Annotated in this window: 27 protein-coding genes and 1 tRNA gene; 19 read left to right on the forward strand and 9 right to left on the reverse strand. The window is 50.6% G+C overall.

Features of this window, described 5'->3' with window-relative positions; genetic code table 11:
- Positions 1 to 144: 144 nt before the first annotated feature.
- From ACFMKP_RS06145 to ACFMKP_RS06155, 3 genes are all read left to right on the forward strand, one after another.
- Entirely contained in the window at positions 145 to 1,827 is a 1,683-nt protein-coding gene (locus ACFMKP_RS06145) for an alpha-amylase family glycosyl hydrolase (protein WP_382290023.1), read from the forward strand.
- 136 nt (positions 1,828 to 1,963) lie between these two features.
- A complete protein-coding gene (locus ACFMKP_RS06150; RefSeq protein WP_382290025.1) occupies positions 1,964 to 2,383 on the forward strand; it encodes a helix-turn-helix domain-containing protein in 420 nt (139 codons plus the stop codon).
- 84 nt (positions 2,384 to 2,467) lie between these two features.
- The gene (locus ACFMKP_RS06155; protein ID WP_110517653.1) at positions 2,468 to 2,881 is read left to right on the forward strand and encodes a VOC family protein; all 414 of its coding nucleotides are present in this window, start codon (positions 2,468 to 2,470) and stop codon (positions 2,879 to 2,881) included.
- Position 2,882: 1 nt separating this feature from the next.
- Here the strand turns inward: ACFMKP_RS06155 and ACFMKP_RS06160 are convergent, their stop codons facing one another.
- Both ACFMKP_RS06160 and ACFMKP_RS06165 read right to left on the reverse strand, forming a co-directional pair.
- Positions 2,883 to 3,458 carry a serine/threonine protein phosphatase gene (locus ACFMKP_RS06160; RefSeq protein WP_382290029.1) on the reverse strand — a complete coding sequence of 192 codons (576 nt, stop codon included), beginning with the start codon at positions 3,456 to 3,458 and terminating at the stop codon, positions 2,883 to 2,885.
- On the reverse strand, positions 3,458 to 4,276 hold the full coding sequence (locus ACFMKP_RS06165; protein WP_382290031.1) for a helix-turn-helix domain-containing protein: 819 nt from the start codon (positions 4,274 to 4,276) through the stop codon (positions 3,458 to 3,460). The genes ACFMKP_RS06160 and ACFMKP_RS06165 overlap by 1 nt, the downstream gene beginning before the upstream one ends.
- Positions 4,277 to 4,416: 140 nt before the next feature.
- Between ACFMKP_RS06165 and ACFMKP_RS06170 the strand changes: the two genes are divergently transcribed.
- Positions 4,417 to 4,815, forward strand: a complete 399-nt coding sequence (locus ACFMKP_RS06170; RefSeq protein ID WP_204754372.1) for a hypothetical protein — start codon at positions 4,417 to 4,419, stop codon at positions 4,813 to 4,815.
- Between the two features lie 218 nt (positions 4,816 to 5,033).
- Here the strand turns inward: ACFMKP_RS06170 and nadA are convergent, their stop codons facing one another.
- The 4 genes from nadA to ACFMKP_RS06190 form a co-directional block, all read right to left on the reverse strand.
- Positions 5,034 to 6,161 (reverse strand): quinolinate synthase NadA, encoded by a 1,128-nt coding sequence (nadA, locus tag ACFMKP_RS06175; protein ID WP_382290033.1) that lies wholly within the window; start codon positions 6,159 to 6,161, stop codon positions 5,034 to 5,036.
- A gap of 266 nt (positions 6,162 to 6,427) precedes the next feature.
- Positions 6,428 to 6,856, reverse strand: a complete 429-nt coding sequence (locus ACFMKP_RS06180) for a hypothetical protein (RefSeq protein ID WP_382290035.1) — start codon at positions 6,854 to 6,856, stop codon at positions 6,428 to 6,430.
- A gap of 15 nt (positions 6,857 to 6,871) precedes the next feature.
- Positions 6,872 to 7,309 (reverse strand): hypothetical protein, encoded by a 438-nt coding sequence (locus ACFMKP_RS06185; protein ID WP_382290037.1) that lies wholly within the window; start codon positions 7,307 to 7,309, stop codon positions 6,872 to 6,874.
- 20 nt (positions 7,310 to 7,329) lie between these two features.
- Positions 7,330 to 7,545, reverse strand: coding sequence for a DUF542 domain-containing protein (locus tag ACFMKP_RS06190; RefSeq protein ID WP_382290039.1), 216 nt, complete (start codon positions 7,543 to 7,545; stop codon positions 7,330 to 7,332).
- Positions 7,546 to 7,787: 242 nt separating this feature from the next.
- Between ACFMKP_RS06190 and ACFMKP_RS06195 the strand changes: the two genes are divergently transcribed.
- Positions 7,788 to 9,176: a multicopper oxidase domain-containing protein gene (locus ACFMKP_RS06195; RefSeq protein WP_382290041.1), complete on the forward strand. Its 1,389-nt coding sequence runs from the start codon at positions 7,788 to 7,790 to the stop codon at positions 9,174 to 9,176.
- Positions 9,157 to 9,498 carry an ATP-binding protein gene (locus ACFMKP_RS06200; protein ID WP_382290043.1) on the forward strand — a complete coding sequence of 114 codons (342 nt, stop codon included), beginning with the start codon at positions 9,157 to 9,159 and terminating at the stop codon, positions 9,496 to 9,498. The genes ACFMKP_RS06195 and ACFMKP_RS06200 overlap by 20 nt, the downstream gene beginning before the upstream one ends.
- Here the strand turns inward: ACFMKP_RS06200 and ACFMKP_RS06205 are convergent.
- On the reverse strand, positions 9,458 to 10,126 hold the full coding sequence (locus ACFMKP_RS06205) for a Crp/Fnr family transcriptional regulator (protein ID WP_382290045.1): 669 nt from the start codon (positions 10,124 to 10,126) through the stop codon (positions 9,458 to 9,460). The two genes, ACFMKP_RS06200 and ACFMKP_RS06205, sit on opposite strands and share 41 nt — an antisense overlap.
- 56 nt (positions 10,127 to 10,182) lie before the next feature.
- Here ACFMKP_RS06205 and ACFMKP_RS06210 point away from each other — a divergent pair, with 56 nt between their 5' ends.
- The 9 genes from ACFMKP_RS06210 to ACFMKP_RS06250 all read left to right on the forward strand — a co-directional run bounded on the left by ACFMKP_RS06210 (position 10,183) and on the right by ACFMKP_RS06250 (position 20,938).
- Positions 10,183 to 10,566, forward strand: a complete 384-nt coding sequence (locus ACFMKP_RS06210; protein WP_382290047.1) for a cupin domain-containing protein — start codon at positions 10,183 to 10,185, stop codon at positions 10,564 to 10,566.
- Positions 10,567 to 10,637: 71 nt separating this feature from the next.
- On the forward strand, positions 10,638 to 11,897 hold the full coding sequence (locus ACFMKP_RS06215) for a hypothetical protein (RefSeq protein WP_382290049.1): 1,260 nt from the start codon (positions 10,638 to 10,640) through the stop codon (positions 11,895 to 11,897).
- A 102-nt stretch (positions 11,898 to 11,999) separates the two neighbouring features.
- The gene (locus ACFMKP_RS06220) at positions 12,000 to 13,154 is read left to right on the forward strand and encodes a C2 family cysteine protease (RefSeq protein ID WP_382290051.1); all 1,155 of its coding nucleotides are present in this window, start codon (positions 12,000 to 12,002) and stop codon (positions 13,152 to 13,154) included.
- A gap of 14 nt (positions 13,155 to 13,168) precedes the next feature.
- Positions 13,169 to 13,837, forward strand: coding sequence for a hypothetical protein (locus ACFMKP_RS06225; protein ID WP_382290052.1), 669 nt, complete (start codon positions 13,169 to 13,171; stop codon positions 13,835 to 13,837).
- A gap of 95 nt (positions 13,838 to 13,932) precedes the next feature.
- The gene (locus ACFMKP_RS06230; protein WP_382290054.1) at positions 13,933 to 16,113 is read left to right on the forward strand and encodes a hypothetical protein; all 2,181 of its coding nucleotides are present in this window, start codon (positions 13,933 to 13,935) and stop codon (positions 16,111 to 16,113) included.
- A gap of 17 nt (positions 16,114 to 16,130) precedes the next feature.
- A complete protein-coding gene (locus ACFMKP_RS06235) occupies positions 16,131 to 18,140 on the forward strand; it encodes a DEAD/DEAH box helicase (protein ID WP_382290056.1) in 2,010 nt (669 codons plus the stop codon).
- Between the two features lie 151 nt (positions 18,141 to 18,291).
- On the forward strand, positions 18,292 to 18,903 hold the full coding sequence (locus tag ACFMKP_RS06240) for a riboflavin synthase (protein ID WP_382290057.1): 612 nt from the start codon (positions 18,292 to 18,294) through the stop codon (positions 18,901 to 18,903).
- Between the two features lie 28 nt (positions 18,904 to 18,931).
- Positions 18,932 to 19,678, forward strand: a complete 747-nt coding sequence (locus ACFMKP_RS06245; RefSeq protein ID WP_382290059.1) for a class I SAM-dependent DNA methyltransferase — start codon at positions 18,932 to 18,934, stop codon at positions 19,676 to 19,678.
- Between the two features lie 30 nt (positions 19,679 to 19,708).
- Positions 19,709 to 20,938 carry a bifunctional 3,4-dihydroxy-2-butanone-4-phosphate synthase/GTP cyclohydrolase II gene (locus ACFMKP_RS06250; protein ID WP_382290061.1) on the forward strand — a complete coding sequence of 410 codons (1,230 nt, stop codon included), beginning with the start codon at positions 19,709 to 19,711 and terminating at the stop codon, positions 20,936 to 20,938.
- Between the two features lies 1 nt (position 20,939).
- Here the strand turns inward: ACFMKP_RS06250 and radC are convergent, their stop codons facing one another.
- Positions 20,940 to 21,635, reverse strand: coding sequence for a DNA repair protein RadC (radC, locus tag ACFMKP_RS06255; RefSeq protein ID WP_110517690.1), 696 nt, complete (start codon positions 21,633 to 21,635; stop codon positions 20,940 to 20,942).
- A 105-nt stretch (positions 21,636 to 21,740) separates the two neighbouring features.
- Here radC and ACFMKP_RS06260 point away from each other — a divergent pair, with 105 nt between their 5' ends.
- The 3 genes from ACFMKP_RS06260 to ACFMKP_RS06270 are packed head-to-tail and all read left to right on the forward strand — an operon-like array spanning position 21,741 to position 24,143.
- A complete protein-coding gene (locus tag ACFMKP_RS06260; RefSeq protein WP_382290064.1) occupies positions 21,741 to 22,883 on the forward strand; it encodes a histidine kinase in 1,143 nt (380 codons plus the stop codon).
- Positions 22,884 to 22,887: 4 nt separating this feature from the next.
- The gene (locus ACFMKP_RS06265; protein WP_382290066.1) at positions 22,888 to 23,508 is read left to right on the forward strand and encodes a response regulator; all 621 of its coding nucleotides are present in this window, start codon (positions 22,888 to 22,890) and stop codon (positions 23,506 to 23,508) included.
- A gap of 17 nt (positions 23,509 to 23,525) precedes the next feature.
- Positions 23,526 to 24,143, forward strand: a complete 618-nt coding sequence (locus tag ACFMKP_RS06270; protein WP_382290068.1) for a YigZ family protein — start codon at positions 23,526 to 23,528, stop codon at positions 24,141 to 24,143.
- Here ACFMKP_RS06270 and ACFMKP_RS06275 read toward each other — a convergent pair.
- Entirely contained in the window at positions 24,140 to 24,697 is a 558-nt protein-coding gene (locus tag ACFMKP_RS06275) for a GNAT family N-acetyltransferase (protein WP_382290070.1), read from the reverse strand. The genes ACFMKP_RS06270 and ACFMKP_RS06275 overlap by 4 nt on opposite strands.
- A gap of 98 nt (positions 24,698 to 24,795) precedes the next feature.
- On the opposite strand from ACFMKP_RS06275, the gene ACFMKP_RS06280 reads away from it, so the two are divergent.
- Positions 24,796 to 24,881, forward strand: a tRNA-Leu gene (locus ACFMKP_RS06280).
- The last annotated feature ends 30 nt before the right edge of the window (positions 24,882 to 24,911 follow it).

Raw genomic sequence — 24,911 nt, forward strand, 5'->3', positions numbered from 1 at the left:
CGCGACCTGATCTTTACAAGCTCAATTGGAATTAATTGATTGCATGGTTGCAGTTTTGTGGCATAGCCTCTGCTATAGATGGGGTTCAGAAGTATAAGCTAGAGTATTAGCTAGCTCCTTAGGTAGCCAATGAGGTTCACATTTATGCATAGCGAAGCCAATACTGACGCTTCACCAACTGTTGCTAGTTTGCCTGATGGGGTTTGGATGGGTGCGCACGATCAAGGCAATGGCAAGGTTGCCTTTGCCCTGTATGCACCGTGGAAGCAGAGCGTCCACCTGATTGGCTCGTTTAACGATTGGGACCAAACCGCCGATCCAATGAGTATCTCGGATCGCGGTGTTTGGTGGATTATCAAAGAGAATTTAACGCCTGGCGAACATGCCTATCAATTTGTGGTCGATGGCGAAACGATCATCGGCGATCCCTATGCCCGTGAATTGCGCTGGGCTGGCGGCGATCAACCGCAGGCCATTATTCACGTTGGCGAGCCAGTCTACGAGTGGCACGATGCTGATTTTGGCATTCGCCCACTCAACGAACTGGTGATTTACGAAATTCATGTTGGCGATTTTAGCGAGGCTGGTACGTTCAAAGCGGTTACCGAACGCATTCCGTATTTGCAGGATTTAGGCGTGAATGCGCTTGAATTGATGCCGTTGTTTGAGTTTCCAGGCGACCGTTCGTGGGGCTACAATCCCGCCTACTTTTTCGCGCCTGAATCAACCTATGGCACGCCCGCCGATTTACGCGAACTGATCGATACGGCGCATCAACATGGCATTGGCGTGATTTTGGATGTGGTGTTTAATCATGTCGATCACTCAAGCCCAATTAATTATTTGTATCCCTACGATCAAAGCCCGTTCTTCAGTAGCGACGGCAACCCGTGGGGCTTCCCCGATTTGAACCACTGGAACGAAGCGGTCAAGCAATTGATGAGCGATGTGCAGCAATATTGGCTGAGCGATATGCACGTCGATGGTTTCCGCTACGATCATGCTGAAGGCATTGGCTTCGATGGCGAGAACGGGGTTTCGTTCTTGGGCTGGCAAGCACGCCAAGTCAAGCCCCATGTCTATTTGATTGCCGAAAATCTCAAAGATTACACTGGCATGGTGCTCAACACCGATATGGATTCGTCGTGGCATCGCTCGTTCCATTCGCAAATGTTTGCCAACTTGCGCGAGGGTGATTTCGAAGGCAATCAATATGGCAATGTTGAAGCAACCATGGGCATTATTGATTTTCGCAATGCTGGCTATAGCGATAATGCCCAAGCGATCAATTATCTTGAATCGCACGACGAGCAGCGGATTATTTACGAAGCCCAAACCAATGGCAATATCAGCCGCGAAACTGCCTATTTGAAATCGCGCTTGGGTGCGATTGTGCTGTTTACTGCTGCTGGCGTGCCAATGCTCTACCATGGTCAAGAATTTGGCATGGATACCGAGCGCACAATCGATAAGAACGTGCTGAAGTGGGAGCTTTTGGAAACACCCGAAGGCAGCGATTTGCACGCATTTTATCGGGGGATGATCCAATTGCGCACCTCGTCGAAGGCCTTGGTTGGCAACAATGTTCAACCAATTGCGGTCGATGCAGAGCGCAAATTGTTGGCCTACTATCGCTGGGCGGACGATGGCAGCGAGCATGTGATTGTGGTAGTCAATTTTGGCATCACCCTGCAATACCTCGATGTGCATTTCCCAGTCGGTGGTTTGTGGCATGAATGGGTCTATAACTACGATCGCGAAACGCCAGAAGGCGTTGCCACAATCGAAGTGCCTGGCTCTGGTGGCAAGGTCTTTGTATTGCGCTAAACATTATTTTTCTCACTCCCACCCCTCTTCTGTCGAGCAGCAGAGGGGCTTTTTTATGCTCTCGTTCAGTAGTTAACAGAACGAATGTGTTGATTTTGGGCTGCAATCTGCTATACTAGCTATATTTGGGAGGGTTATGCACGCTCTTACAACATCAACCACACAGCTCGTTTGGCAATCGCGCCAATATATCGATGGAGCGTATGCAGCCCCATTAGAATTGCCTGACATCGCCGAGCAGATTGGCTTTTCGCACTATCATTTTTTACGCCTCTTTCAGCGCAACTTTGAAATTACCCCACACCAATATTTGATTCAACGCCGCCTTGAACGCGCCCGCGATTTGCTGATTAACAGCGATTTATCGGTGACTGAGGTTTGCTTTGCTGTTGGTTTTCAAAGCCTCGGCTCATTTAGTAGCCTCTTTCAACGCAGCACTGGCCACGCGCCAAGCCACTATCGCCGCCGCCATTTTCAAGGCATCAGCTTGCCGCGCCACTTTATCCCTGGCTGCTATCGCACAATTTTTGGGCTTGGTTTGCAACGCGTCAACTAGGTGCGCAATTTTCAAGAAGTTTTCTGTCGTTGCTTCTTGTATACTCAAGCTATGAACGAATGTTCGAATGTGTTAGGAGCAACAATGATTACCAAACTTTCGCATGCCACCATTTATGTGCTTGACCATGATTTGGCCTATGATTTTTACGTAAATAAATTAGGTTTTGATGTGCGGATGGATATGAAGTTGGATAATGGTTTTCGCTGGTTGACGGTTGGCCCCAAAAACCAGCCTGAGCTTGATATTGTGCTGTTTGAGGTCAAAGAGGGTGGCACGATGATGAGCAATGAAATTGTTGCCCAAATGCGGGATTTATTGCAAACTGGCGTGGTTGGGCCGGGCGTTTTCCAAACTGACGATTGCGATGCCAGCTATAACGAATTCAAAGAGCGTGGCGTTGAATTTGTGGCTCCTCCACAAGATCAATTTTATGGCATCGAAGCCACCTTCAAAGATCCGTTTGGCAATATTTTCAGCCTAACCCAGCCCAAATAGCCTAAACGATTTGCTTGCGCCAATCGGCGACGAACTGGCGTTGGAGATCGTTGCTGGGCGATGGATAGCGCTCATCACGGGAGCCTTGGCGTAACACAGCAATGTGGGCCAAGGCTTCGCTATATTCCCAGCCATGCTGCACCAGCAAACAGCCAAGCACCGTGGCGGTTCTGCCCAAGCCACCCCAGCAATGCACATACACGGTTTGTTGGTTATCGAGTGCAACAATAATGTGCTCAAGAATCGCCTGCATCTGCGCGATTGCAGGAATCTGCATATCGGGAATCGGCGCGTGGTAGCGAATCGGCACTGGTTGTTGATTCAACTGCGCTTGGTTGAATGCAGCCAGATAATCGCCAAGCTCGTGGGTTTCGTCCTGCTCAGTCAGATCAATAAAAACGCTGATATTTGCTGCACTGAAGCGTTGCAAGCGCGCTTGCAATGGTTCTTGATCCTGCAACATGGGATGTTCGCCAGCAAGCAAGCGACCTGGCAGCACCCAATAAGCAGCTGAAATTGGCACAGCTGGCATGCTTTCGGTTGCGGCTGGGCTTAGGCGTGGATGTTTCGTTGCCATTAATTGCTCCCTTGTGGGCTGGTTTTAGCGGCATGGAGTTGGCGCAGCAGTTCGGCGCTGGCAGCATTGGCGGGAAAAAAAGCCTCGATCGCCAATTCAGAAACCGTTACATCGATTGGCGTGCCAAACACCATGGTGGTGCTGAAAAAGCTGAGCACGCCGTGCGGAGTGCGCAACGCAAAGGGCAAGGCAATATCCATGGTTTCGTGGTAGGCTGGAATTGGCGTGGAATGCGCTTGGTTGGTAGGATAAGCCGCCAATTCTTGGTAGAGTTCGCTCAACGAGGCATCAGCGGTGAGCTCGATTTGATGACGTAACCGCGCCAACAAATGGGCTTTCCATGCCGCCAAATTGACGATTTGCGGAGCTAAGCCCTCAGGATGTAAGCTCAAGCGCAGCACATTAACTGGCGGAGTTAAGAGTTCGGCTGCCACACCTGCTAGAAAATAATCAATACAATTATTGGCCATAACCATCTGCCAATGGCGATTAATCGCAATCGCCGGATATGGCTCGTGGCCGTGTAAAACATGCTGAATTGCCTCGCGCGCAGGATCTAAATCATCATCATCAAGCGAACGCTCGCTGAATAACGGCGCAAAGCCTGCCGCCACCAACAGCACATTTTGCTCGCGCAGCGGCACTTCTAAATGTTCGGCCAGGTGCAACAGCATATCGCGGCTTGGCTGCGAGCGCCCAGTCTCCAAGAAACTCAAGTGTTTGGTCGAAATATTGGCATCGCTGGCCAGATCAAGCTGGCTCAGATGGCGACGCTGCCGCCACGTACGGATGAGTGAACCAATTGCTGCTTGTTTCATAGCCGCATCTTAGCACAAATTGGGTAGTTGCCACGATTACCTCTGAGGTAATTGTGCCAGCAACTATCAGCGCCTATGCTGCACCTAGGTTTTGAAACCTGACACTGTTGGGATATGAGTTTCTGCTAAGGAGTGATGCTATGCGTTGGTTACAACACCCTCAATTATTACGCTATGCGATTCGGTTTGATGGCGTAAGCGCTGGAACCTTGATGCTCGGTTTGCTTGGTCTGAATCAACCGCTGGCCCAATTTTTTGGCTTGCCAAGCAGCTTTTTATGGTATGTCGGCTTGGGCTTGATTCCTTGGGTGACGTGGTTGGTTTGGTTGTCGTTTCGCCCGACGATTAGCCGTGCGGCAGCTTGGTTTGTGGTGGTGGTCAATGGGCTGTGGCTGGCTGAAAGCATTTGGCTGATTGTTGGACCAACCTTCGAGCCAACCGTTTGGGGCTATGGCTTCTTGATTGCGCAAGCCATTTTGGTGGCGCTGATTACCGAGACCGAAATTATTGCGCTGCGCCGTAAGCTGGTTAATGCCTAAGCAAAAGCCCCTCACCCCAACCCCTCTCCCGTCCAACGGGCGAGGGGCTTTTTTGTATGGTTCGTTCGCATTCGTCAGTAAAAACGAGTGCTCCCTATCTCCCGTGGCGCGGGCGAGGGGCTTTAACAGCGTGATTCTCCCATAATTCCTTGGCGAACAATGATCGGCTCCCCCTCGCCCGCGTTCAGTGGGAGAGGGGGTTGGGGGGTGAGGGAATGTTAATTGCCAGCGATTTCCAACATGCGCTCCAAGGCCAAGCGAGCTTTTTGTTTGATCGCGGTTGGCACGGCAATTTGATTAACTACCTTGCCCTCGACCAAATTCTCCAAAACCCAGCACAATTCCTCGGGATCGATCCGATACATGGTTGAGCAGAGACAGGCAAACGGCGAAACCGAGACAATCGTTTTATCGGGATTATTGCTTTGCAAACGATTGACAAGGTTGATTTCGGTGCCGACCGCCCACATGCTGCCTGCTGGAGCTTCGTTGATCGTTTTGATGATATAGGCAGTTGAGCCAACATAATCGGCTTCGTTGGTTACGCCCAAGGTGCATTCTGGGTGCACAATCACATTAATTTCGGGGTGCTTTTCGCGCCATGCTTTGATGTAGGCTGGGCGGAATTGCGCATGGACTGAGCAGTGACCAGCCCACAGCAACACTTCGGCCTCGCGAATTGCTTCTGGCGTATGGCCACCATAGCGCAAATTGGGATTCCAGACCAACATTTTATCGAGCGGAATGCCAAGTTTGGCAAAAGCCGTGTAGCGGCCAAGGTGCTGGTCGGGCAGGAACAGCATTTTGGGGCGCAAGCTTTTGGCCCAACGCACAATTGGCTCGGCGTTGGATGAGGTGCAGCATGCACCGCCATGTTCGCCAACAAAGGCCTTGACGGCGGCAGTTGAATTGACATAGGTAATTGGCATGACCTGAGCTTCTGCATCACCCAAAATTTCGTCAAGCTCCTCCCAAACTTCTTCAAGTTGTTCGATGTCGGCCATATCGGCCATCGAACAGCCAGCAGTATGGTCGGGCAGAATCACGGTTTGGTCGTCGCGCCCAAGAATATCGGCGCTTTCGGCCATGAAGTGAACGCCACAAAAGACGATATATTGGGCGGCAGCTTTGCGGGCATCGACCGAAAGCCCGTAGGAATCACCGCTCAAATCGGCATGCTTAACCACATCATCACGTTGATAGTGATGGCCCAGAATAACCAACCGCTCGCCCAATTTGGCCTTAGCCTCAGCAATCCGTTGATCCAATTCTGCGATTGATAGCCCTGCATAATCCTCGGCACGTTCGTGTGCCACACCAATTGCTTCGGCTGCGATGACGGTCATGATGACCCTCCATTGGGTTAATATGCGATTAGTGTCATTTTGACACTATAACTCGTGAGAAAAAGAGCGGGACGCAGCAAACGCCCCTAATATTGTCATTCTAACACAATGATCAGTAGTGTCAAGATGACAATTTCAAATGAGGGATCAGGGGCTAGGGATCAGGGGCCAGTCTGGTAGCTCAATCAGCATCAGACTATCAGATCAAATGGTGAGGTTTTTTTACCACGAAGGGCACGAAGAGCACGAAGCTGGATTAATTGGATTTACTTGTTTTGGGCTGGCCGTGGCTCGATGATTAATGGCTGTAAGCGCGGCCAGCAATGCCAAGCAATGGCAATTGCGGCCAAACATTCGAGGCTACTGGCGACGGCAATGGCCGCCGACCATGGCCAGATACTGGTCCAAACCAGCACAGCCAGCGCAGCCTGCAATAAGCCGCTGGCCGCCCAAACTAGCCACGGCGAGCCGCGCCAGCCATGGGCATCAAGCCGTGGCAAAATCCAAAAAGCTACCCCAAAAATGAGGTTGAGCAACCAACCTACCAGCATGGCGTGAATGTGGGCCGTGCGCCAATACCAAATCCAAGGCCAAAGCCCCATTGCCTTGCTGACCAACATAATGCCGCCAACGCTGCCGCCAATCACCAAATAGAGCAAACTGGCGCGAATGCTGAAGATACTAAATTTTGGCATGATTGCACCTCTGCGCTATTTGGCTTTGCTCACTTTGGCTTTGACTCGTGGCCAAAGCATCAACAACACTAACCACAAGGCGGCGACTTGCAGGCAGGCCGCGCCGACGACCGCCCATTTGACGAGGCCGCTTGGTGCCCATTGCAACAGTGGCTCAACAATGCTGCGCAGCCCAAGCCCAAGGTTAAACGTGGCATAGGCGGCCCATGCTACTTTTTCGTTGCCGCGTGGCTGCTCGCGGGTATGCACCGGAAATAGCCAAATCGCCACGCCGACAATTAATTGGGTGACCCAGCCGACCATAAGCGCGTGATAAAACACAATTTGTAAAGCCGCCAAGGGATTGGTTTTCAGCGCCCAAAGCTGGCTGGTGAGCATGGCGATGCCAATCACGAAGGCCAAGACCAGCCAGACAAATGCGGTGCGAATATAGTAACGGGCAAGGGTTGGCATGGTCTTGGCTCCTTTGCAAACTAGGCTTCTTTGGCCAATATCGCGCTTAAATCGGCCACGATTGGCGCAAGCTCGACGTTATGGGCTTGGGCTGCTTGGCTGAGGCTCAGGCCACCGCCACAACATAAATCAAAGCCATGCTGGCGTAAAACGGCCATTACATCAGGGTGGGCATCGGCCAAATTGGCTAAAGTCGTTTTGGCGATCACATCGGGCGTTAAGGTTGTTGCTTGCATCAGGCTCCTCCTTGCAAAAATAAAGCTGAGCCTACGATAGCCGATCGCTGGCTGTCCAGCAGCGACTTTTCTCACAAGCGGCCAATCTTCAGACCATGCGAGAAAAGTCACAGCCAAGGCGTTGTAGCGGTTCTAAGCTAGCGCTATGTAATTACAACGGCTGGCCCAATCCAAATTGCATATCGATCACTGGCGATTCCCAGCATCGATTGATGGTTCGCTTTCAAGCAAGGAGCGTCGCAATGAACCGCCGATCATTCACTATGGTAGTGATTTTTAGCCTATTGTTAACGAGTATTGCTGCCTGTGGCGACCAAGTAAGTCGCACAAGTTCGCTCTCACCAACTGCTTCACATAGTCAAGAAAGCCAAGCGGTGAGCCAGCAAACGAGTCCACAAACGAGCCAAGCAGTGCTCGAAATTCATGCATTTGAAATGGGCTTCAAGCCCCAGAATCTGACCGTGCCAAGTGCTGGTCTCTATACGATCAAATTAGTCAACGATGGCGTGATTCCACACGACATAACCTTGCCTGACGGCACCAAAATTAGTGCCAATAGCAAAGAAACGGTGACTGCCGATGTGACGGTTCCCGCCGAAGGTCTGAGCTTTATTTGCGCCGTGCCTGGCCACGAAGCTGCTGGCATGAAAGGCACGATCCAAGTTGCCTCGGCTAATGCAGCCGTCACGCCAACGATGATGGACGACCATAGCGGGCCTGCGCCAGAGAGCGATATTGCCGCCGATGAGTCGGCTCCAGAATATATTTTGTACGATGCCAAAGCTCCAGCTGCGCTCGAGGGTACAGTCCACGAGATTGATTTGGTGGTTGAAGAAAAAGATATGACCGTGGCTCCTGGCTATGTGCAGCATGTGTGGACATTTGGCGGCACGGTGCCCGGCCCTGTCATTCGGGTCAAAGTTGGCGATACCGTGCGGATTCACCTGAAAAACCCAAGCTCGAACGAAGTGCCACACTCGATCGACTTCCACTCTAGCGAGGTTGCTTGGAATGACGAAATGACCTCGATCAATGTTGGCGAAGATAAAGTTTACGAGTGGCAAGCCAATTATGCTGGGGTTTGGATGTATCACTGTGGCACGACTCCAGCGCTGCATCACATTGCCAATGGGATGTATGGGATGGTGATTGTTGAACCCAAGGAAGGCTTGCCAGCGGTTGATCATGAAGTTGCTTTGGTGCAAAGCGAATGGTATCTCGGCCCGCAAGGTGATTTGGTTAGCCTCGAAAAAGCTGCTTCAGCAGCTCCAGCGCCTGAGTACGTGGTGTTCAACGGTGTTGCTAACCAATATAAAGATCATCCAATCGAAGTCAAAACTGGTGGCAGTGTGCGGGTGTTTGTGCTGAATGCAGGCCCAAGCATCGATAGCTCATTCCACGTGGTTGGCACAATTTTCAACACCGTGATCAAAGAAGGGGTCCAATTACGGCCTGAAACTGCCAATGGCTATGGCTCGCAGGCTGTCGATTTAGCCCCAGCCCAAGGCGCAATTGTCGAATTTCGTACCGCTGAAGACGGCTTGTATCCAATCGTGACCCACGCTTTCAACTTTGTGGGTCGGGGAGCTTTGGGCCTCTTCCAAGCAGGCGATGGCGACCCCAAAAACTAAACGAACATCAATTGAGCTGGCAGCGCGGGTTTTTGCTCGCGCTGCCAGCGAACGATCGGAGTTGATGATGTTTTTGCCAGTGATCAATTTGCAACACTGTGTTGCCTGTGGGGTTTGTGAAACCGTTTGCCCGACTAACGCGGTGAAGCTGGAGCAACAACAAGCAGTTTTGAGCCAGCCCGAAGCCTGCACCTTCTGCGATCGTTGCGAAGCTGCCTGCCCAACTGAGGCAATTAGTCGTTCGTTTGCAATTCGTTTTGCGCCAAGCAGCCAGCCATTGACTAAAGCTCAGCTTGGGCAGCTAAACCTTGGGGATCGATAATTTCGATCATGCCGCGATCAAGCCGAATCAAGCCTTGAGCATCAAAGGCCTTGAGCGCCCGCCCAACCATCTCGCGCACTGAGCCAATGTGGGCCGCCATTTCGGCCTGAGTGAGTGGTGCTAATTGTGGGTTGTGTTCGGCTAGGCTGGCCTGTTGCAACAACAAACGCGCCAAACGCCCATTAACCGTATGCAAAGCCAAATTTTCAATCAAGCCAACCAAACTATGCAATCGATTGGCAAACTCGCCCAAGATTGCCAACGCCAATTCAGGGTATTGTTGAGCAACTTGGCGAATATGCTCACGTGGAATTGCTAATAATTGGCTGGTGACAAGGGCTTCGCTGGTGGCGGGGCAGCGCGGCTCACGAAACATCGGCACCGTATTAAAATGATCATTGGCCTCGACCAAGTGTAAAATATGCTCTCGGCCTTCGATTGAATGGCGCACAACCTTGATGCGCCCGCTATACAGCAAATACATGGCGCTGGCTGGCTCGCCTTCAAGGGTGATAATGCTGCCACGTTCGACGGTTTGTTCATAGGCATGGCTGCTCAACGCAGCAATAATTGGTGGCGATAGATCGCGGGTGAAACTGACATGGGCAAATAAGGCATTTCGATCCATCTGTAGTATCCTCGTTGCACTAGAACGCTCACATCATAGTACAAGGAATTTGCCCAATGCATGCATTACTTTCGCAATTGATTGTTGGTACGTTTGCGCCGCTGGATTTGGCTCAACTGCGCAGCCAAAGCGAAATTGACGGGCCGTTGTGGAGCTACACGACCGATCAACTAAACCTTAATTTGCTGCGTTTTCGGCTTGGCGATGGCATTCCCAAGCATCAAAATAACGAAGTTGATGTGTTGCTGTTGGTGCTTGAAGGCACAGGAATCTTGGAGATCGATTTGGTGCAGCAGCCGATTGGCGCTGGCTCGATTATCTGTATTCCGCGGGGAGCTGCCCGTTCAATTCAAGCCACCAGTAGCGAATTGATCTATTTTAGCTGTCATCAACGCCGCGCTGGCCTGTTTCCAACGGTCACCAAGCACAACGCCATGTGATAAATATCGCTGCGCTAAATACGCTTTCTGCATAAACTAGCCTTAGATTTACTCGTTTATGGAGAATTTGTATGGCGCGGCATAGTAAATTATTTTGGCTTAGTGGCCTCGCAGCGTTGTTGCTGGCTACGCTTGTGCATTTGGCTTTGACGGCTGCTGGCCCGCAGCGCTGGGATGCGTGGGTGCATCTGCTGCTCTATGGCTGGATCAGCTGTAGTATTTTTGCGGTTAATTATCATACAACTCCGGTATTTAGTGGCCGTAATTTCCCCAAACCAGCTTGGCTTGAATTGCACTGGTTGGTTTGGAGCTTGGGCGTGGTGTTGGCGAGCAGTGGCCTCGTGTGGTATAGCCAACTGAGCTATCGGCTTGGCTTGGGTTTGGAGTGGCTGGGCAGTTGGTTGTTTATGGCGAATATTATCCAACTCTTGCGTAGCCCCAAATTGCGCCCAAGCATGCCTGCTTCGCCGCAGCAACAACAGATCGATCGGCTCTCGACCCTCGCGACGAAAACCTCTGGCGCAAGTTTACCGCTGGCCTTGAGCTTAATGCTTGCCCGTGAATTTGGCTTAATTCATGCTCGCTGGCTGTTGAGCGCCGAGCATTTGCTGACCCTCGGCTGGATGATGTTGATGATTATCGGGGTTGGTTGCCATGTGCTGCCGCGTTGGTCGGGCCAAGCGACGCGCAATCCAGGCTGGTTGCGGGCGGGTTTGGGCTTGCATCACGTTGGCTTGCTGAGCATTGTGCTTGGCTTAGGCTTTGATATGCCAGCCTTGTTTGCGCTTGGTGCGAGCTTGGTTTTCTTCGCGCTTTGTTGCTGTGTGTGGTTGTTGATTCCAGCTTTAGCAACCGTCGCCAAGCAGCAAACCAATCAATTAAGCATCGTGCAACCGCGGCGCATTGGGCCTTTGACCATGTGGTGCATTCGGGCTGCGGTTTTCTATTTGGCGGTTGGCATCGGCTTTGGCATTAGCTTTGCCTTTGATCGGGCTTTGGGCGCGCAACTTCGTCCAATCCATGTTGAATCGAATTTAGCTGGCTTTGCGACGATTTTAATTTATGGCATGGCCTATTTTATGCTGCCGCGCTTTATGGGGCGGCCATTGGGCTTGGCAGGTGTTGCCAATTGGCAAGTCGTTTTGGCAATTAGCGCGGTCTTGCTGATTGATCTTGGTTGGGCTGGCTTGGTGGCAAATGTGGCATTGGCACGTTGGTTGCTGGTGTTTGGCGCAAGCCTGCATGGCTTGGCGGCCCTGCTCTTTAGCCTGAGCATGCTGGCGACGATCTATCAGCCAGTACAGGCGCAGCGTTTGGCGCATAAATCTTAATCTAGCCTTTAATTCAGGAGCTGCGATTGTGGCGTATAGTGGGGCTGTGATGAATTGAGGGCGGTGCGATTCGCATTGGCCCACATCGAGAAGGATTCTGCGATGGCAGCCCCGATTGTGCAAATTGATTATGATCGAATGCAGCAGATTAGCCTACGGTTTCAGCGCTTGGCTGAGCGGGTTAGCTGGTTGCGCCAGCAATTGCAGCAGGTTGCTGAGCGCTTGATTGCTGGCGCATGGCAGGGCGCAGCGGCAGTAAAATTTGCCAACGAATATCAGACCCAGCTTGTACCTGCCATCCACCGTTTAAGCACCGTTTTGAACATCGCCCAAGAGCTGAGCCTCGAAGTAAGCGGCGTGATTCAGAGCGCCGAGGATGAAGCAGCGCGTTTGTTTCGCTCGCAGCTTGTGCTCAACCAAACCACCGATCAGGCGGCGAAATATCAAGCGGCTTATCTTGATATTAGCGAAATGCGCCGTGTTGAAGGCCAATTATATGTTGCTGGCGGCGCTGATATGCGTCAAGGTATCCACCCCAGCGATGCTGATCAAGGCCAGATTGGCGATTGCTTTGTGGTGGCTTCGCTGGCGGCAATTGCCCAACACAACCCCGATGTGATTCGCAACGCAATTGAAGATAACGGCGATGGCAGCTACACCGTCACCTTTTACCAGCGCGAATCGAATAATCGTTTTAATCGCTTAAATAATTGGCTCGATAATGGCTATGATCAAGTCAAAATTACGGTTACTGCTGAGTTTCCGGTGTTGGCTGATGGCACGCATCCCTATATTTACGAAAATCAAGAAATGCTCAATGGCAAACGTGAATTGTGGCCAGCAATTATGGAAAAAGCCTATGGCCAATTTTTGAGCCAAAGCAGCGACCCAATTGAGATGTATAGCACGCTCAATCGGGGTGGCAACCCCGCCGATGTTTTAGAGGCAATTACTGGCCAGCCGAGCGTGCTTGCTGATCCGAAAACCTATAGTATGCGGCAATTGGCCGAGCTGCATAACAGCAAGCAAGCGATTATTTTTGGCACCCACGAGCCAGAAAATCCCTTGGTCAATCAAGCAGCCTTCGTCAACAAACACTTGCAACCCAAACATGCATACTATGTGAGCCACGTTGATCAACAGCGCAATCGGGTTAGCTTGCGCAATCCATGGTCGTGGAACGAACCGCCAATCATTGTAAATTATGCTGATCTTGATCAGGTGTTTAATTCGGTGGTGACCAATCCAATTGATTAATTGGAGTAAGCTGCATGCGTTTTTGCTGGCTATTGAGTCTGTTTATGGTATTGATGGTTGGTTGTCAAAGTGCCCAAGACCCGCTTGCCGACCAAGAAGAGGAACCCGCTCCGATGCTAAGCCTTGATCAAGCAACCCATGTGACGCTACGCGAAGGAACCGATGTTCAAATCGAAGGCATGAACCTTGGGGTTTTGCAAATTTTGTATAGTTCAACTGAGCCAAAACAACCAATTGGCGTGCGGATTCGCTTTTTAACCAAGCCAGCGATCTTTAATTATCATAGCGAGCTTTTGCTTAATCAAACAATCAGCGTGGCAAATTATCAAGTGCAATTGCTGGCGATTGAGCAACAATCAATTCAGGTAGCGATTCGTTTGACCGCTGAACATGCCCCAAGCTTGCCAATTGAAGCTTTGGCCCAGGAACAACTTTTGATCGCTCCGCCCAAAACGAGCGTTGGCGATGGCTATTTAACGATTACGCTTAGCGAATATTATCCGGCTAGCGCAGGCCAAGCAGCGCGGGTTGAATTAAGTTTTTGGGTCAGCAGTAGCGTGCCAGCACTTGAGCTAGCAGCAACGCTTGGGCAAGTTATCGAATACGAAGGCTATCGCGTGCGGGTGTTGTGGCTGCCGAATGCAGCCTATCCAATGGTTGCGCTTGGCTTGCAGGCAGAATGAATTTGCTCAAGAAGCGAGAGAGCGAATTCTGACGGCCAGCTAGAAATATGCTACAATAAGCGCTGATGTTTAAATTTGAGGTGACATAATCCACGATGGCACGCACTACTCGCGCTATTCCACAACGTACACTTTCTGCTGAAGATCGGGCTACATTTGAGCGGATGGCTGAGAGTATCCGTTCGTTGGTTGGAGTACATATTAATCAACAGCCTGGGCGTTTCATGTTGGATACGCGGATTATGCTCGATTTGGTGCGTTTTCCGGTGATGCGGCCAACGGGCGGGCGGGTAACCTGGGGCGGCTATTTTACCTATTCGCCGACCTATGCCTCATTAACCCCAGAACAACGCTGGAATTATATTGCATGGTTGGCAGGCGATGAGAGTTGCGCAATCCAACTGTTTCGCATTATGCGGCTGTATGCCTTATGCGCCGAATTAACCACTACCCGCCGCGATGAGGCGATTACGGCCATGCGCCAGTTGTACGATTCCAGCGCCAACGATGCGGTGGCCCAAAGCTCAATTGGCAATGTTTTGACCTTGGCCTATGCCGCTTCGCAAGCAGATGGATTAGGCGAGTGGTTGACCATTTTTACTCCCTCAAACGCAATTCCCGCCGATGTGTTGATTCGTTGTTTTGCTTTGGCCTCGATCGAAGCCAGCGGCCCGTTGCTTTTTGATATTGCTTCGCGTTGTAATTTCAAGCTTGGCCGTGGTTTGGGCGGCAAACGCGCTGCGATCGAGCAAGCCATGCGCGATATTGCTGATCGTTGGGGCGAGCGTCATCAGACCACCGTTATTCGCACGATGGTTGAGCAAACGCCAACCATGCCGGTTGCGCTGAACTATAGCGATACGTTGGTGATGTGGGTTGCTCGTGCCTTGGAGCTTTCGCAAGGGGTCTTTTTATTCGATCGCTCCGATGCCGCCAGCTTTATTCGTGGTTTGGCCGCCGCCGCCCAAGAGCAAGTGCGCTCGAACAAAAAAGGCAGCACGCCGCTCGATGGCCTCGAATTGCTCGATGGGATTCTCAAGGGCGATGGTGGTGTGGTTCAATTCGACCTCTCTGGCTCGGCTGAATATGTGATGACCGAGGAAGAAGAAGAGATTCTAGAGCAAAAGTTGAATCGCATCCAAAAAGTGCCTGGAGTCAAAGTCGTCAAAAACGAATGGGATGTTTTTTCCTATTGGAGTGGCCGCCAAAATACTTCGCCCGATGCGGTGCTGATTCGCAGTTTGCCGATTAAGCAACCAAGCTCACCCGAACCATGGAATGCCCCAACGCCGCCAACCTACGCTGTCGCCTCCTATAAAACCTTAACTCCAGAGCAACGCTGGTGGTATTTGGATTGGCTGGCAGGCGAGGATGTCAAGCCCTTGGATGTATTTTGGTCGGTGCGTTTCAAAGGCTTAGAGGCGGCGTTTAGCCGTTTAACGCCCCAAAAAGCCCAAGAACAAACCGATTCGTGGTTTGACGAGCGTGATCCGCGCTTGCTTAAGCACAACATTGTGGGCATGCTCGAAACCATTTTCGACCAGACCAACGATGAATCGTTGATGCGCGCTGGCCTCGATTTGCTGATGCCATTGTATAGCGATTTTGGTGATGTTGAACGAGCAAATGCTGCCTTCAACCGTACGCCGATGAATCCCGATCAAGCCACGCGTTTGCTCGAATTGTTGTGGAATGCTGGTGGCGTGGTTGATGGCCGCGGCTTGTTGTATGTGGCACGGGTTGGCGGTTTCAACCATACGCCCTTGACTCGCGAGTGCTTCGACCAAATTGCTGAACGCGCCGAGCAATTGCTGAGCGAATGGGAAATGGATAATGGCCCGCTCAGCGATTTGCCAATTGTGAATTTCAGCTACACCCGCTCCAAGCGACGGGTGGTGAGTGCAGTCAGTGTTGCTGCCGATGTGGCGCGCCAAGCCCAAGAAGAAATTAAGGCGCAACGCCGTTCTGCTCCACGTACTGCACGCATGAGCGCCGAGGAAATCGAAGCCGAACAAGCAGAGTTGGCCGAACTGCCAACCAACGCTGGCGATGGCCCAGCCGAGGCAATCTATGTCCAATTAGCCAGCGATCCACAGTTGGTCGAACTCTACTTGACCTATGGAGCCGACGCACTCGATCAAGGGCGGCCAACCGAGGCGGTAGCCTTTTTGCGCCGTGCAGCCGAGCTTGATCCACGCAGCCATGCTAGTTTGTTGTTGCCCTTAGCGCGTTTACGCTTAAGCGAAGCCGCTCACGACCAGAAGCCAAATCAGTAGAAAATAGGTTCATATCAATGGATGAATTACGTCGCCAGCGCTATCTTGAGATTTTGGCGAGCTTGCCTGAGCCAGCCTTTGAGCTAGCGCAACTTGTGCAAGCACTGCCTGAGATTGATCAGCCTGAAATTGAAGCAGATGTATTGCATTTGGGCTTTGAATTAGATGAATATTTGATCCGCGCCGATTTTGAAGCGGCCTTAACGCCCAATACTCGGGCAACTCGCCCGCAGATTCCGGTGGCTGCGCCGCCGCGTTTGCAAGCTTTGCCGCCAATTTTGAATGAATTGCGTTTTCGCCCGCCAACCGATGGCGAACGGGCGCGCTTGCTGAGTGGCCACGTTACGCCAGCTGATCGTTGGGCAGTGCGCGAACAAGCTGAACATTATACGCTCAAAGGTGGCTTCGACCACTTGCTTTCGCTCGAATACGCCGCAATTGATGCCAAAGAATATCAATTGCGTGCTGTGCGACGCGTTTTGGGCGAAATGCATGGCAACGCAATTTTGGCCGATGAAGTTGGTTTGGGGAAAACTATTGAAGCTGGCTTAATCATCAAAGAATATCACTTGCGCGAAATGATTCGCACATGTTTGATTTTGACTCCAGCGCCGCTTTCCGAGCAATGGCTCGAGGAAATGCACGATAAGTTTGGCATGAATTTTCATCGTTTAGGCGATGATACTGATATTGGCCAATATCCGTTGGTTGTTGGCTCAATTGATCGCGCCAAGGGTGCATATCGTAAAGCTTTGACCGACCGAACGTGGGATATGTTGGTGATTGATGAATGTCATATGCTCAAAAATCACCGCACTGGGCGCTATAAATTTGTTTTTAACTTAAATCGCAAACATTGTTTATTGCTCTCAGCAACCCCAGTTCAAAATGAGCTGCGCGAATTGTATAACTTGATTACGGTTGCCCGACCTGGTCACCTCAAAGGGCCACGCCAATTCCAAAAATTATTTATGGAAGATCGTCGTCATGCACGTAACGTCGATCATTTACGGGCATTGCTTAACGAGGTGATGATTCGTAATCGACGTTCAAATACTCTCACGGAATTACCACCACGCTTAATTCATCATCATGAAATTGAATTAACCGATGATGAGCACGATTTTCACGATGCAATGGTGCGATTTTGCAAACATATCTATCAACGCTATGTTGAAGGCGAAATTGTGCTGCAAAGCATTGATGGCAAAGTCGTTGTTTCAAAATTGGTCTTGGTCTTGATGACGTTGCTTAAGGAAATGACTTCTAGTCCACGAGCGGTTGGCCATACGTTACGTGGCGCAATGACTGCACGCTTGGGCAAAATGGATGGCGCTGATAGCAGCGAATTAGATCGTTTGCTCAAAATCGTTGACGATATGCAGATTCCATCCAAAGCGCGCACCTTATTGAAAATTGTCAAAAACGATGATAGCAAAATTATCGTGTATACCGAGTTTGTGGCAACCTTGGAATTCCTGCGCGATTTCTTGGCTGATCACGGGGTTGAATCGGTGCTCTTCCACGGTGGCTTGAGCGGGATGCAAAAACGCAGCGCAGTCGAGCGTTTCCGCGATGGCAAAGCCCAAGTCTTTTTATCGACCGAGAGTGGCGGTCAAGGGCTTAACTTACAATTCTGCCATCGCTTGGTTAATTACGACTTGCCATGGAATCCAATGCGGATTGAGCAACGGATTGGGCGGGTGCATCGCTATGGTCAAGAACGGCCTGTTGAAATTTATACCTTGATTTTACGCGGCACAATCGAAGAATATATTCTCCACGTGCTGACTGGTAAAATCGATATGTTCCAGACCGTGATTGGCGAAATTGATGCAATGCTTTCGTTTATGCACGAACAACAAAGCCTTGAAGTACGCATAACCGATATTATTTTGCATTCGAAGAGCTTTGATGAAATTCGCGCCCAAATGGAATTGCTTGGCGAAGAATTACGCAAAGCCAACGATACGCTCAACGAAGCCGAAAAAACCAATGCCGCCTTATTGGATAGTGTATTGGGATGATAGAACATAGAACATAGAACGAATCTGCTTAAATTATAAATATTGTTTATTCAATTTAATGATTATGCTATGCATAGTGATTATAAATTATTGATGAAGTATAATTAAATTTATGCTCTATGCTCTATGTTCTTACTAAAGGGAATGAACAATGTTTACAGGCATTATCGAAGAAATTGGCACAATTGTGGTGGCGAATACGGGCCTTGAGCGCGATAATACCTTGCGCATCGGCTGTAGCTTGGCAACCAGCGATGCCCAATTGGGCGATAGCATTGCAGTCAATGGCGTTTGTTTAACCGTAACGGCGTTTGAAGCCGATTGGTTTGAGGTTGGTTTAGCCCCAGAAACCTTGCGCCGCACCAATTTGGGCCAGCTCAAGGTTGGTAGTGCTGTCAATTTAGAGCGTGCTTTGGCCGCTGGGCGACGGATGGGCGGTCATTATGTGCAAGGTCACGTCGATGGCACTGGCGAAATTATCGCCATCGAGCCAGAGGGTGAATCCAAAGCAATTACGATTCGGGTTGCACCAAGCTTGATGCGCTATATTGTCGAAAAAGGCTTTATTGCAGTTGATGGCACGAGCTTGACGATTACCCGCACCACTGACGATAGTTTTGGCTTGGCGATTATTGCTCATACCCAAGCGTGGGCGATTATTGGCCAGCAGCAGGTTGGCGATACGGTCAATATCGAAGTCGATATTTTGGCCAAGTATGTTGAAAATATCGTGCGCTTTGATCGCAAAATGCTTGCAGAATAAGCGCCGTTTGCCTAGATGGAATAAATGAATGATGTACAACGATTATGCCCGTTACTATGATGACGGGCAGCTCCATTTTAGCGTCTTGATGTTTGATTATTTGCAGCGTGTGCTGGAATTGCACCCCGTGCCTGGCCGTTTGATGATCGATTTGGCGTGTGGCACGGGCACGTTGGCTTTGATGCATGCCGATTTGGGCTGGGATGTGTTGGGAATTGATGCCTCGCGCGAGATGCTGCGCGTTGCCCAACGCAAGGCTCGTGGCGATGTAACTCAGCAACGCTCAATTCGCTTTCGCCGCGCCGATATGCGCGATTGGCAGGTCAGTCAGCCAGTGCAATTAGTCACCTGTTTTTACGATAGCCTGAATTATTTGCTTGAAGCAAGCGATTTGAATGCCACCTTTGGCTGTGTGGCGGCAGCGCTGGAGCCTGGCGGACGCTGGATTTTCGACATCAACACGCCCTATTTTTTGGAGCATGTTTGGCAACCAGTCGAAATTGACGAGCGTGATGGCTATGTGCATATTATGCATTCGCAATTTGAGCCAGAACGCTGTATCTCGTGGTTGCAATTAACTGGTTTTGCCCAGCGCGATGATGGCTTGTTTGAGCGATTTAGCGAGCAGCATGCAGAACGTGGCTATAGCCAAGCCATATTAGAGCAGCTTTTACGGACAAACGGGTTTACAATAGAGGCCGTGTACGATTGTTTCGTGCTGACCGAACCAACCCCAATCAGCCATCGCTGGCTTTGGGTCTGTACCAAACAATGAGTGTTTGATTGTCGCATAAGGAGTGAAGCTATGCCGTTGGCAAGCATCGAAGAAGCACTGCAAGATTATGCAGCCGGAAAAATGGTGATCATCGTCGACGATGAAGATCGCGAAAACGAGGGCGATCTGGCATGTGCTGCCCAGTTTGTTACGCCACAGGCAATTAATTTTATGGCCAAAGAAGGTCGTGGGCTGATCTGCTTGGCCATCACTGGTCAGCGCCTCGACGAGTTGGAAATTCCTATGATGGTAACCTCGAATAATTCCAAGTTTGGTACGAATTTCACCGTTTCGATCGAAGCGGCGCAAGGTGTAACCACGGGTATTTCAGCCTATGATCGAGCGCATACCATCCAAACCGTGATTAATCCCAACTCCAAGCCAAGCGATATTTCGCGGCCTGGCCATGTGTTTCCGTTGCGTGCTGCCGAGGGCGGCGTATTGCGGCGGGTTGGCCAAACCGAAGCCTCGGTTGATTTGGCGCGCTTAGCAGGCTTATATCCAGCAGGTGTCATTTGCGAAATTATGAATGACGATGGCACGATGGCGCGCATGCCCGATCTCACCATCTTTGGCGCAAAGCATGATCTGAAAATTATTAGCGTCGAGCAATTGATTCGCTATCGCCGCGAACGCGAATTGTTGGTTACTCGCACCGCCGAGGCTCGCTTGCCAACTAAATATGGCGAATTTCAAATTATCTCCTACGAAAGCAAAATCGATACTCCCGACCAACAAGCCAAAGAAGCTGTAGCCTTGATTATGGGCGATATTTCGACCGACGAACCAGTGCTGGTGCGAGTTCACTCCGAATGTTTAACTGGCGATGCTTTTGGCTCGTTGCGCTGCGATTGTGGCCCGCAACTGGAAAAAGCCATGCAACGAATTGCCCAAGAAGGCCGTGGTGTGTTGCTCTATTTGCGCCAAGAAGGCCGTGGCATTGGCCTGACCAACAAAATTCGCGCCTATATGCTGCAAGATCAAGGCTTAGATACGATTGAAGCCAACGAACGCTTGGGCTTCCCTGCCGATTTGCGCGATTATGGCTTGGGCGCGCAAATGTTGGCCGATTTGGGCTTGCGCGATTTACGCTTGCTGACTAATAATCCCAAAAAGATCATCGGCTTTGAAGGCTATGGCTTGCACGTTGTCGAACAACTTTCCTTGGAAACCGACCCAAATAGCGAAAACCAAGCCTATTTGCGTACCAAACGCGAACGCATGGGCCATACCTTGTCGAATTTGAATTCAGCGAAATAAACTACAGCCAAGCCAAGCGCCGTTCGCGCATACTAACCCAGCGTGCTTGACCGATCACCAAATGGTCAAGCACGTCAATATCGAGCAATTGCCCAGCCTGAATCAATTGTTTGGTCACTAAAATATCGTCTGGCGAGGGCGTTGGGTCGCCGCTTGGATGATTATGCACTACAATAATTGCTGCCGCATTCAGGCGAATTGGCTCACGAAACACCTCGGCAATGCGCACGCTGGCGCTATTCAACGAGCCAATTGTCACGTTTTCGATTTTCAGCACATGGTTTTTGGTGTTGAGAATGACGACTCGCAGATGCTCCTTATCCAAATGGCTCATCTCCACTTGCAGCAAGCCCACCACATCAGCAGGCGAGGTGATTTGCAGCGGCTGATTAGGCGCTGCCAGCAGCAAACGTCGCCCAATTTCCAGCGCTGCCTTGATATGGGCTGCTTTGGCCTCGCCCATTCCACGTACTCGACATAAATCGCTGAACTCGATCTTTTGTAGGCCATGCCAACCGCCATGCTCGCGCAGCAACAGTTGGGCAAGCTGAAGCACATTCATGCCTTGCACGCCCACTCGCAGCAAAATCGCCAAAATCTCAGCATCAGACAATGCTTGTGGCCCGAAGTCGCGCAGGCGCTCACGTGGCTGTTCGCTGGATGGTAATTCCTTAATTGAGATAAAATAGTTGCTCATACAATCAAACTCGCACTAAAATGGTTGGTAGTGGAGAGCCACAACGGTGGCAAATTTGGCATGCTTCGGTGTGCATTTGGCAAAATTGCCCCAAAGGTGTTGATAATGAGCAATGATCCAACGGTTTTGGCGCGCCGAAACCATGAATTGACGATTTTGAATCAAGTTGCCGAGGCGCTCAACCGGAGCAATCAGCTTGATCAAGCTTTGCAAACCGTTTTGGAATTGGTGGCAGAGTTGCTTGGTTTGCACACTGGTTGGGTTTGGCTGCTGCGCGATGATCAAACGACCCATTATTTGGCGGCGGCTTATCATCTGCCTCCGGTTTTGTGTCACCCCCAAGCCTTGGAAGATGATTGTTATTGTTTGGAGCGTTTTCGTGATGATAATTTGGAACGCGCGGCCAATATCAGCGTGATTCGTTGTAGTCGTTTACGCCATGTGCCGCAAGGCACTGCTGAGGTACGCTTCCATTCGTCGATTCCCTTGATGGCCCATGGGCGCAAACTAGGGGTTTTTAATGTGGCTAGTCCCGATTGGTGCGAATTGAGCGCCGATGATTTGCGCTTGTTGCACACCGTCGGCGATTTGCTGAGCATGGCGATTGAGCGCACCCGTTTGTTTGAGCGCTCGCTGAGCTTGGGCGCGGTCGAGGAGCGCAACCGAATTGCCCGCGAAATCCACGATACCTTGGCCCAAGGCCTGACTGCGGTTTTGTTGCAACTCGAGACCGCCGATGCCCTGCTTGAGGTTGGCGCAACCGAGCGCGGTCGGGCCAAAATTCATCAAGCGCTGCAATGGACGCGCTATAATCTCGATGAGGCACGGCGTTCGGTGCTCGATCTGCGGGCCGCGCCCTTGGAAGGCCGGAGTTTGGTCGAAGCGTTGGCAACCTTGAACCACGAGCACGATCCATTTAGCTTTGAATTGCAAACAATTGGCGGCTTGCAACCATTGCCCTTACGAATTGAGGTTGGTTTGTTGCGAATTGTGCAAGAAGCCCTGAATAATGTGCGCCAGCACGCCCAAGCCAGCCAAGTGGTGGTCGAATATCATGCTACGCCAAGCCAGATTGAAATTTGCGTGCATGATAATGGCTGTGGTTTCGACCCAACCCTTGCCAAGCCCCAGCATTTTGGCTTGATTGGTATGAATGAACGCACCCGCTTGCTTGGCGGCAGCCTTGAAATCAAAAGCACCCTTGGCGCTGGTACCGAGGTTTGTATTACCGTGCCATTAGGGAGTTAAATCCATGATTCGAATGCTTGTTGTTGATGATCATCCGGTGGTGCGCGAGGGCTTGGTTGCTATTTTGAGCACCCAAGCCGATTTTGCGGTGATTGGCGAGGCTAGTGATGGCCGCCAAGCCTTGGCCTTGTGCCAGCAACTTCAGCCCGATTTGCTGCTGCTTGACCTTGAGTTGCCAGAATTAGATGGCGTTGCAGTGCTCGAACAGCTCGATTTAGCGGTATCTGAGCTACGTGTTTTAGTTTTTACCGCGTTTGATACTGATGAGCGGATTATTGGAGCAGTGCGGGCTGGCGCGCAGGGCTATTTGCTCAAAGGTGCGCCGCGCGACGAATTATTTGCCGCAATTCGTTTAATTCATGCTGGCGGCTCGACCTTGCACCCATTGATTGCCTCGAAATTGTTGCGCCAAGTGCAGCGCGATACAAACTTGGTCGAATTAACTCCGCGTGAGCATGAAGTTTTGCAACAATTAGCCCAAGGCTTTGCCAATAAACAGATTGCCTATACATTGAATATTACTGAACGCACGGTTAAGTTTCATCTTAACAGTATTTTTCAAAAGCTTGGCGCACATAATCGTACCGAAGCGGTATCGATTGCCTATGAACGCCAATTAATTTAGCTGGGTTGATATTTCTTATGACTCCAACTCGTTATCAAATTCCGGCCAACGAGCATGAATTTGAACAAGATATTAAACACTCGCGCTTTATTGCGACGGTGGTGCATGCACCAACATTGCTTGATGCTAAGCAAGCAATTGCCACAATTGCAGCGCGTTATCCCGATGCAAACCACAATTGTTGGGCGTTTCAGATTGGGCTTGGCCCGCACGCTGAAATTGGCTCATCTGATGATGGTGAACCTGCTGGCACAGCTGGCCGCCCGATGTTGCAAGTATTGCAGGGCAGTGGCATTGGCGATATTGCAGCAGTCGTAACCCGTTATTTTGGCGGCATCAAACTAGGCACTGGTGGCTTGGTGCGGGCTTATAGCGGAACCTTACAAAAAGCGCTTAACGATTTACCAACCAAAGAACAAGTTATTCGCCGCACTGGGATGGTCACAATTAATTACAATCAATATGAAGTATTACGCCGTTTGCTCAATACATTTGATCCGGTGATTGAAAGTGAAGATTTTGCCAGCGATATTACCTTGATGCTGGCATTGCCTCAAGATCGCTGGCAAGAATGTGCAGATGCTATTCGTGAATTAACCTATGCTGAAAGTGAATTAATTGCGCTTGATGATTAAATAATCGGCGTTGTGTGATCCATTTCAAAGTGGATATTTTGAAATTCGCCTTGATCTGGCCGATCGTCGTAGATTTCGCTGGTTGGCAGTGAGCGCCAAAAATGCTCGGCTCCAGCAATTGCTGGGTTGGTATGCAGATAAATTGTGCGATATGTGCCTTCATTGAGAATCCAATCGCGGGTTAAGCTGACCAAGCGGCGTGCTAAGCCTGATCGGCGATGAGCTGAAGCGACATAAACCCGCACTAATTGGGCGGTTTCGGCGGTGCTATAGCGTTCAACCAGCCATTCCGGTTTGTACGGCGCTTTGGGGCCGCTAGTGCGCACTGCGCAGGTGCCGACAACCTCGCCAGTTGCCTTAACGACCGCCACAAACAGCACTTGGCGCGGATTTTCCTGATAAGCTCGAGCTAAATCATCAACGTCAGCATGCCATTTGGCAACGTAGCCAATGCCAAAATCGTGCTCAAAGGTGCGTAACATCAGCTGACGCGCTCCCGCTAAATCAGCGGTCGTTGCTTCGCGCAGCGTATAGATTCCATGATCAAGGCTCATGCCAGTACCTCATACGGTTAAATTACTGATATATTATATCAATAAATGAAAACTAATTTGCCAAAAAATCTAATATGCGCTATAATCTTGCTCGTTGCGCCGAGGTGGCGGAATGGCAGACGCTGAGGTCTTAAACATCTCTCCTCGCAAGGGGGTGCGGGTTCGACTCCCGCCCTCGGCACCAACCACAGGCTTGTTGATCGCACAGATCAGC

It is taken from the genome of Herpetosiphon sp. NSE202, from assembly GCF_042688385.1.
Lineage (GTDB): Bacteria > Chloroflexota > Chloroflexia > Chloroflexales > Herpetosiphonaceae > Herpetosiphon.

What these genes read in the sequence shown, in the direction of transcription:
- ACFMKP_RS06165 (WP_382290031.1), bottom strand. Translation starts at nt 4,276, where the DNA reads ATGAAACAAGCAGCAATTGGTTCACTCATCCGTACGTGGCGGCAGCGT.
- ACFMKP_RS06225 (WP_382290052.1), top strand. Translation starts at nt 13,169, where the DNA reads ATGCGTTTTTGCTGGCTATTGAGTCTGTTTATGGTATTGATGGTTGGT.
- ACFMKP_RS06150 (WP_382290025.1), top strand. Translation starts at nt 1,964, where the DNA reads ATGCACGCTCTTACAACATCAACCACACAGCTCGTTTGGCAATCGCGC.
- ACFMKP_RS06270 (WP_382290068.1), top strand. Translation starts at nt 23,526, where the DNA reads ATGACTCCAACTCGTTATCAAATTCCGGCCAACGAGCATGAATTTGAA.
- ACFMKP_RS06170 (WP_204754372.1), top strand. Translation starts at nt 4,417, where the DNA reads ATGCGTTGGTTACAACACCCTCAATTATTACGCTATGCGATTCGGTTT.
- ACFMKP_RS06145 (WP_382290023.1), top strand. Translation starts at nt 145, where the DNA reads ATGCATAGCGAAGCCAATACTGACGCTTCACCAACTGTTGCTAGTTTG.
- ACFMKP_RS06275 (WP_382290070.1), bottom strand. Translation starts at nt 24,697, where the DNA reads ATGAGCCTTGATCATGGAATCTATACGCTGCGCGAAGCAACGACCGCT.
- ACFMKP_RS06260 (WP_382290064.1), top strand. Translation starts at nt 21,741, where the DNA reads ATGAGCAATGATCCAACGGTTTTGGCGCGCCGAAACCATGAATTGACG.
- ACFMKP_RS06200 (WP_382290043.1), top strand. Translation starts at nt 9,157, where the DNA reads ATGGCGACCCCAAAAACTAAACGAACATCAATTGAGCTGGCAGCGCGG.
- ACFMKP_RS06155 (WP_110517653.1), top strand. Translation starts at nt 2,468, where the DNA reads ATGATTACCAAACTTTCGCATGCCACCATTTATGTGCTTGACCATGAT.
- ACFMKP_RS06180 (WP_382290035.1), bottom strand. Translation starts at nt 6,856, where the DNA reads ATGCCAAAATTTAGTATCTTCAGCATTCGCGCCAGTTTGCTCTATTTG.
- ACFMKP_RS06250 (WP_382290061.1), top strand. Translation starts at nt 19,709, where the DNA reads ATGCCGTTGGCAAGCATCGAAGAAGCACTGCAAGATTATGCAGCCGGA.
- ACFMKP_RS06230 (WP_382290054.1), top strand. Translation starts at nt 13,933, where the DNA reads ATGGCACGCACTACTCGCGCTATTCCACAACGTACACTTTCTGCTGAA.
- ACFMKP_RS06220 (WP_382290051.1), top strand. Translation starts at nt 12,000, where the DNA reads ATGGCAGCCCCGATTGTGCAAATTGATTATGATCGAATGCAGCAGATT.
- radC (WP_110517690.1), bottom strand. Translation starts at nt 21,635, where the DNA reads ATGAGCAACTATTTTATCTCAATTAAGGAATTACCATCCAGCGAACAG.
- nadA (WP_382290033.1), bottom strand. Translation starts at nt 6,161, where the DNA reads ATGACCGTCATCGCAGCCGAAGCAATTGGTGTGGCACACGAACGTGCC.
- ACFMKP_RS06205 (WP_382290045.1), bottom strand. Translation starts at nt 10,126, where the DNA reads ATGGATCGAAATGCCTTATTTGCCCATGTCAGTTTCACCCGCGATCTA.
- ACFMKP_RS06240 (WP_382290057.1), top strand. Translation starts at nt 18,292, where the DNA reads ATGTTTACAGGCATTATCGAAGAAATTGGCACAATTGTGGTGGCGAAT.
- ACFMKP_RS06190 (WP_382290039.1), bottom strand. Translation starts at nt 7,545, where the DNA reads ATGCAAGCAACAACCTTAACGCCCGATGTGATCGCCAAAACGACTTTA.
- ACFMKP_RS06195 (WP_382290041.1), top strand. Translation starts at nt 7,788, where the DNA reads ATGAACCGCCGATCATTCACTATGGTAGTGATTTTTAGCCTATTGTTA.
- ACFMKP_RS06185 (WP_382290037.1), bottom strand. Translation starts at nt 7,309, where the DNA reads ATGCCAACCCTTGCCCGTTACTATATTCGCACCGCATTTGTCTGGCTG.
- ACFMKP_RS06245 (WP_382290059.1), top strand. Translation starts at nt 18,932, where the DNA reads ATGATGTACAACGATTATGCCCGTTACTATGATGACGGGCAGCTCCAT.
- ACFMKP_RS06160 (WP_382290029.1), bottom strand. Translation starts at nt 3,458, where the DNA reads ATGGCAACGAAACATCCACGCCTAAGCCCAGCCGCAACCGAAAGCATG.
- ACFMKP_RS06265 (WP_382290066.1), top strand. Translation starts at nt 22,888, where the DNA reads ATGATTCGAATGCTTGTTGTTGATGATCATCCGGTGGTGCGCGAGGGC.
- ACFMKP_RS06235 (WP_382290056.1), top strand. Translation starts at nt 16,131, where the DNA reads ATGGATGAATTACGTCGCCAGCGCTATCTTGAGATTTTGGCGAGCTTG.
- ACFMKP_RS06215 (WP_382290049.1), top strand. Translation starts at nt 10,638, where the DNA reads ATGGCGCGGCATAGTAAATTATTTTGGCTTAGTGGCCTCGCAGCGTTG.
- ACFMKP_RS06210 (WP_382290047.1), top strand. Translation starts at nt 10,183, where the DNA reads ATGCATGCATTACTTTCGCAATTGATTGTTGGTACGTTTGCGCCGCTG.